Genomic DNA, 6,148 nt, shown 5'->3' on the forward strand with positions numbered 1-6,148 from the left:
GCGTTGCGACATTCGCCGACACCGCCTACCTTCCGCTGCCGGCCTGACGGTCCGGGCTCACCTCAGGTGCCGGGCGAAGAAGCGGGTCCCGTCGTCCCCCTCGAACGGGGGAACGCCGGTGTGCCCGCCCATATTGGCGTGCAGCGTCTTCTCCTTGGCGCCGAAGGCGTCGAACAGGTCCAGGGCCATCAGCCGGTCGTTTCCTTCGTCGTCCCACTGCAGCAGGACCTGCAGCGGAATGGTGACCTGCCGGGCCTCCTCGAACATCCTGCGGGGCACGTGACTCCCGGCGAACAGAAGGGCGGCCGAGATGCGCGGCTCGACCAGCGCCAGCCGGATGCCGATGGCGATCACCCCTCCCGCGTACCCGACCGGGCCGCCGATCTCGGGCAGCGAGAGGAGGGCGTCGAGGGCAGCCCGCCATTCCGGGACCGCCCTCTCGACCAACGGGAGGACGAGCCGGTCGACGACCTCGTCGTCGACCGGCTCCCCGGCCTCGAGCGCCCGGCGCAGGTCGGCGCGGGCCTCCTCGGCAGCGGCAGAGCGGGGCCGGTCACCACTCCCGGGGAGTTCGATGGTGGCCGCGGCGAAGCCTTCCGCCGCGGAGTGTCGGGCCCGGGCAACCAGTCGGGGGTACATCCTGTGCAGTCCGCCGGGGTGGCCGAGCAGGATCAACGGGGCCGGTGCGGATGCGGATCCGGGCGTCCACAGGATGCCGGGGATCTCGTCGAGGGTGAATTCGCGTTCGAGAACGCCGTCGTCAAGGCGCTGTTCGGAGGTGAATCGCACGGTCGTGCCTTTCGGGAGTGCGCGTGAACGGCGCTCCCGGACGACCTATCGCCCGACCGTGACCCCGGAGGGGAGCACCCCTGTCGACACTGCGTCCACGGGTACCACCTCCTCGTTCTCTCGCACGGCCTCCGAGAAGTTAGCAGTGCTCGCCCTGGTCGCCGACGAGTTTCGCGGAAGCCTCCGTGAGCAGCTGATCACCACCGCCTCACGGTCCGCAGGACCCGGGTGACCATCGGGAGCTCGAACCCGCCCGCGGGCACCTCGGGCCGCGACGCGAGGTAGCGGCGCATCCGGTCGAAGGCGGCGTCCCGGTCCGCCGGGGTGCTGACCAGCGCCCACGAGTGCGTGCTCAGGGTGGCGACCAGGCCGTCGACGGTCGTCGCGCGCCGGTACTCGAAGGCGGCCGTGTGCACCGGGCCGAACCCCGGGCCGGCGTCGAGGTCCGGCCGATCGCCTCCCCGCGGCACCCCCTGCTCGGGTCGTCCGTCGGCGAGGGCCTCGTGGTAGCCGCGGACCCACTCGACGCGGCCGTCCTCGGCGTTCCACAGCCCGGCGAGCACCCCGCCCGGCCGCAGCACCCGGGCGATCTCGTGGAACGCGTGGTCGGGGTCGAACCAGTGGATGGCCTGCCCGACCAGGACGGCGTCGACCGACGAGTCCGGGAGCGGGATCCGCTCGGCGGTCCCCTCGCGGGCCTCGACATCGGGCAGGGCCGTGCGGAGCAGGGCGAGCATCGCGGGATCGGGTTCCACGGCGACCACCTCGCGGACCCGGCCGACGAGGCTCGCGGTCAGCTTCCCCGTCCCCGCGGCCAGGTCGAGCACCCGTCCCCGCACGGTGCCGAGGGCCCAGTCCACCGCAGGGTCGGGGTAGCCGGGGCGGTGCGCCGCGTGGGCCTCCGCGCTGGCCCCGAAGGACCGCGCCCGGACGGGATCGGGGAGCTGCGACATCCGCCGACCGTAACCGCCGCCACGCCCGCGCCCGAGCGACCACCGGTCCCGCCCGAGGCTTAGTCCAGCCTTCGCCGCTGCCGAGTCGAGCCCGGCGGCTTTCATCCGCGAAGAGCGACTTCGACGGTCGAGGCTGTTGCTCGCCGACCCGCGCTACGCCAGCTGGCCGGTCTCCCACATCGCCCATGAGGTCGGCTTCCCGGATGCGGGCGTGTTCATCAGAGCGTTCGAGCGCGAGAGAGGGCTCACGCCCGGCGCATGGCGTGCACAGGCCGCCGGCAAGGCATAGCGGGTGCGTGTCCTCGGACGCGGAGGCCAGTCGGATCAGCGATCGTGCGCCTCGACTCGTGCCCTCCCGAGCAACTCAGCGACACTGCGACGAGCGCACGTGCTGTGCGTCAGGGCGCGCACTTCCCGCGGCCGTCGCGGTCCGGCGATCCTGACCAAAACAGGTCACGTCGACGCCGCAGGCGGCGGACCTGGGCCCGGTCAGCTCAGTACCGCGGACAACGTGGCGATGCCGCGGCGCATGTCCTCGGCCGTGGTGCCGGCGTAGCCGAGCAGAATTGCCGGCTTGGCCTCGGACCGCAGGTAGTGGGTTGATAAGGGCCAGACGTGCACCCCTTGCCGCAGCGTGGCCTTGGCGACCGCTCGGTCGTCGCGGTGGTCGGCGAGCCAGCCGACGAGGTGCAGGCCGCCGTCCGAGGGAGCGAGGCGCAGGTTCTCGCTGAGAGGCTCGGCCAGCCGGACCAGCTGCTGTTGACGTTCGCGGTGTAGCACTCGCATTCGCCGCAGATGGCGAGCGAAGTGGCCCTGCTCGATGAAGTCGGCGACAACGGCCTGGTCGATGACGTGGGCGTGCATATCAGTCGACAGATGTGCGGCCAGGAAGCCGTCGACCAGGTCGGGTGGTGCGATGACGTAGCCCAGTCGCAGGCTCGGGAATAGCACCTTGCTGAAGGTGCCGACATAGATCACGCGCTGGTGGGAGTCGATCGCCATCAGCGCCGCGTGCGGCCTGCCGAGGTAGCGAAACTCGGCATCGTAGTCATCCTCCACAATCCAGGAGTCGTTGCGGCCAGCCCAGTCGATGAGGGCGAGGCGCCGCTCCAGGGACATCGTGTGGCCGAGAGGGAACTGGTGCGAGGGCGTGACCGCGGCCAGGCGAGCGTTCGGCTCCAGTGCCTGTCCCGCCGTAACGTCGAGCCCGTTCTCGTCGACGGGCACCGGGATGATCCGAGCGCTGGCCGAGACCAGCGCCGCACGGGCCCCGAGGTAACCGGGATCTTCGATCCACGCTGCATCACCGGGGTCGAGCAAGATCCGGGCACAGAACTCGAGGGCCTGCTGTGAGCCGCTGGTGACGATGACCTGGTCGGCTAGACAATGGATGCCGCGCGCCGTGCTGATGTAGCCGGCGATCGCCTCGCGCAGCGGTCGGTAGCCGGCCGGATCGTCGTACCGCATCAGCCGGGGCCCGGACTTTCGAAGCCGCTCGCAGTAGAGCTTCCCCCAGGTCTCGAACGGAAAGGCGTCGAGGGCGGGCAGACCGATGAGGAACGAGGTGCCCCGCGGCTCACGCCCCAGCACCGAGGGTAGCGGGACGCGACGGGCCAGCGCGAGCCGCTCTCCGCGGGCGGAGAGCTTCGCAGTCGTGACTGCCGACGGCGGTGAGGCGGCGGCCAACCGATTCGGCGGCTCCGAGGTGGCAAGCAGCTGCTCGGGCAACAGGTCGGCGACGTAGGTCCCCGAGCCTTGACGGCCGATGATGTAGCCCTCTGCCTGGAGCTGTTCGAACGCGGCAAGAACGGTGTTGCGCGACAGACCAGTCTCGGTGGCCAGAGTACGGCTGGGAGGCAACCGGGTCCCTGCCGCAAGCTGCCCGGTGAGGATGCCAGAGCGGAGCTGCTCGTAGAGGGCCTTGTACGCCGGGACCGCGGCCGACCTTGAATTGGCCCTGCCGCGAGCAGCTGTATTTCGCGCAGATGACACGTGGCTCCTCCAGCTGTCCCGCGATTGGCTCTGGTGGACCCGTCACTCTTGGCTAGCGTCAGGAGCCAACAGGTCGGGACGAGCGTAGTCGCTCAAGCGGCAACGACGAGAGCCAGCACTGCGCCCACGACCTGTTGACCGCCCGGCCGCGGCCGGTTCCGCCCGAACAGGAGTTGACCTGTGCCTATCTACCTGAGCATGCAGCGCGTGCGTTTCTCCAGCCCGGACGCCTACGAGAAGTTCAAAGTCGTCTTCGGCGACACCCGCCATCACCTGATGAAGCTGCCCGGCTTCTTGCACCTCACCTGGTGGGAGCACCCGGACGACCCGACGTGGTTCAACGAGTGCAGCTTCTGGGCGAGCAAGGAAGCGCTCTACGACTGGCACATGGACACCTATCACAAGCACGCCAAGGCGTGGGCCGCGAACGGCGCGATCATGGAAGACATCATCACCAACTTCGAGTTGGTCGGGACTCGTCTCCTGCGAATCTGTCCGTGCTGTAACGAGCTGCAGGATAAGGCCTACGAGCTGGCCCAGGAGCAGGCGGTCCTCGCCGAGCAGTGCCCGAAGTGCGGGTTCCACTTCCCGGTTCTGGGTGAGCAGCCGTCGAGCTTCGCTGTGTTTAAGGACCTCTCCCCGGATGCAGTGAACAACGGTGCCGCGCCCCAGTCTGTACCCGCCGCCAGGTGACACCCCACCGACAGGGACGGGGGAAGGGGGCTCCCGGAATGGCGATGGTCGCGACGGAGCTGCCTTGGTCCCACTGCGTGCCGAATCAGCGCCGCATATCCGAGGTGAGCCCCGCCGTGCGATTTCGAGCATTAAACGAAGTCTGCATATTCAGGACGAATAATGGTCATGACGGAGACTCGCATATCTGCGGACTGCGAAGCATCCATGAGGTTGATCGGGCGGGCCGATTGCCTGCGGCTGCTCGCAACTGTCAACCTTGGTCGGGTGGTGCACACCGAGCGTGCGATGCCTGCCGCACATCCGGTTACCTTCCTGCTGCAAGATGAGGAGGTTATCTTCCGCACCGGCAGCCTTACGAAGGCAACAGCAGCATCCAGAGGTGCCGTGTTCGCTTTCCAGGTCGACCATGTCGATTTCACGAGCCGAACGCGGTGGAGCGTCCTAGGCGTTGGTCAAGCGTACCTCGTCGCGGCAGCCGCACGACTCGCGGAACTCGATGGGCGCCTCCCTCCGCCATGGGCGCCCGACTATGACGGCTACACAATCGCGATTGCACTCACCCAGCTTTCGGGCCGTTGCGTCGGCCCGTTGTCGTAGGTTGCAGTCGTGAGCCCGTGATGAGGGTACTTCGATCGATGATCCTCGAACGTCGCAGATGGACTACCTATCTATGACATGCCGCGTCATCACGGGGGGATGCCGGTTGCGCTTGGCAGCCAAGATTCGCGTGCAGGTCGAGCACCCTGGCGACAGTGAGTAGTCCCCGAGGCCGGCTGAAGCCGCGCAGGACGGCCCGACTTACCCCTTCCTCTAGGTCGTAGGGGCCCGGGTCGACCGCCTCGTCCAGGCGCATCGGTACGACGAGACGATGCGTGGTGAGTGAGTCCGACCGGAGCTCGGTGGGGCCGCCGGGCAGCGGCATCATCACGGCCGAGAGCGCGCGCTCGGAACGGTGTCGGTACCAATCGGTGGGACTCCGAGCACTCGCCACCCGCTGCAGTCTGCGCCGCCGGGGATGATCACGTGCCTCAGCGCCTCGGTGTCGTGGTGGACGCGCCGGCGGCGTCCGCAACCGCACCTGCCGAGGCGGTCGGCCGTCTCTCCGATGGCCGGCCACGGACCCAGGCCGCGGCCACCGCGGCGCCGAGGCGCGGGCCGACCTCGTCGGCGTGCTGGTCGTACCTCTGATCGACGTGGTCGATCGAGGTGCGCCTGCGTCGCAGGCCACCGTGTTCGCCGAAGGCGGTCAGCAGGTTCACGTGCGGCTCGCTCTTCGTGGGGGGCCGGCCGGTCAATCGTCTCGGGGGCCCGCGGCGCGCTCGAGTGCAGCAGGGAGCCCTGTCTCGAGCACGCGCGGACGATGATTGCGAGGACGACGACCCTACCGACGGGAAACACCGGACCAGGCCGGCGACGTAAGCTCGGTCACCAGCGCGGGCGAGATCGCGACGGGCTCCCCGTGCTCCTCGTGGTGGCCGGCGTTGCATGGTGACGCGAGCACCTCCCGGGTATCTGACCGAGCAGCCGTCGAGTTTCGCGTGTTCAAGGACGTTCCCCTCGGCACGATCGACGCACCCTCTGGCGATCATGATCCGGCTACCGTTGGATCCGAGTCGGTGGTCGACGCTCCGCGGTCATCGCGCCGAGCGTTCCGCCCGCGGTGAGGAACTTCCGCTGCGCGTCCCAGGCGAACCAGTTGGCGGCCGGGTCGAGCTGCG

At 69.0% G+C, this 6,148-nt stretch carries 5 protein-coding genes and 1 pseudogene; 3 read left to right on the top strand and 3 right to left on the bottom strand.

Annotation, left to right across the window (positions count from 1 at the left end):
- Nucleotides 1–57: 57 nt before the first annotated feature.
- Both AB0B41_RS25185 and AB0B41_RS25190 read right to left on the bottom strand, forming a co-directional pair.
- Nucleotides 58–789 carry an alpha/beta hydrolase gene (locus AB0B41_RS25185; RefSeq protein ID WP_358207408.1) on the bottom strand — a complete coding sequence of 244 codons (732 nt, stop codon included), beginning with the start codon at nucleotides 787–789 and terminating at the stop codon, nucleotides 58–60.
- 197 nt (nucleotides 790–986) lie between these two features.
- Nucleotides 987–1,742 carry a class I SAM-dependent methyltransferase gene (locus tag AB0B41_RS25190; protein WP_358207411.1) on the bottom strand — a complete coding sequence of 252 codons (756 nt, stop codon included), beginning with the start codon at nucleotides 1,740–1,742 and terminating at the stop codon, nucleotides 987–989.
- A 58-nt stretch (nucleotides 1,743–1,800) separates the two neighbouring features.
- Between AB0B41_RS25190 and AB0B41_RS25195 the strand changes: the two are divergent.
- Nucleotides 1,801–2,031: pseudogene (locus AB0B41_RS25195) on the top strand (helix-turn-helix domain-containing protein); the annotation flags it as partial.
- A gap of 200 nt (nucleotides 2,032–2,231) precedes the next feature.
- On the opposite strand, the gene AB0B41_RS25200 reads toward AB0B41_RS25195, so the two are convergent.
- A complete protein-coding gene (locus tag AB0B41_RS25200; RefSeq protein ID WP_358207413.1) occupies nucleotides 2,232–3,734 on the bottom strand; it encodes a PLP-dependent aminotransferase family protein in 1,503 nt (500 codons plus the stop codon).
- Nucleotides 3,735–3,914: 180 nt separating this feature from the next.
- On the opposite strand from AB0B41_RS25200, the gene AB0B41_RS25205 reads away from it, so the two are divergent.
- Together AB0B41_RS25205 and AB0B41_RS25210 are read left to right on the top strand one after the other, a co-directional pair.
- Nucleotides 3,915–4,427, top strand: coding sequence for an antibiotic biosynthesis monooxygenase (locus AB0B41_RS25205; protein ID WP_358207415.1), 513 nt, complete (start codon nucleotides 3,915–3,917; stop codon nucleotides 4,425–4,427).
- 207 nt (nucleotides 4,428–4,634) lie between these two features.
- On the top strand, nucleotides 4,635–5,027 hold the full coding sequence (locus AB0B41_RS25210) for a pyridoxamine 5'-phosphate oxidase family protein (RefSeq protein ID WP_358207418.1): 393 nt from the start codon (nucleotides 4,635–4,637) through the stop codon (nucleotides 5,025–5,027).
- Nucleotides 5,028–6,148 lie beyond the last annotated feature (1,121 nt).

The organism is Pseudonocardia sp. NPDC049154, from assembly GCF_040648315.1.
Classification (GTDB): Bacteria; Actinomycetota; Actinomycetes; order Mycobacteriales; family Pseudonocardiaceae; genus Pseudonocardia.

Bases quoted from the DNA above. Each gene is read 5' to 3' on its own strand.
- AB0B41_RS25190 (WP_358207411.1), bottom strand. From the start codon at position 1,742: ATGTCGCAGCTCCCCGATCCCGTCCGGGCGCGGTCCTTCGGGGCCAGC.
- AB0B41_RS25210 (WP_358207418.1), top strand. From the start codon at position 4,635: ATGAGGTTGATCGGGCGGGCCGATTGCCTGCGGCTGCTCGCAACTGTC.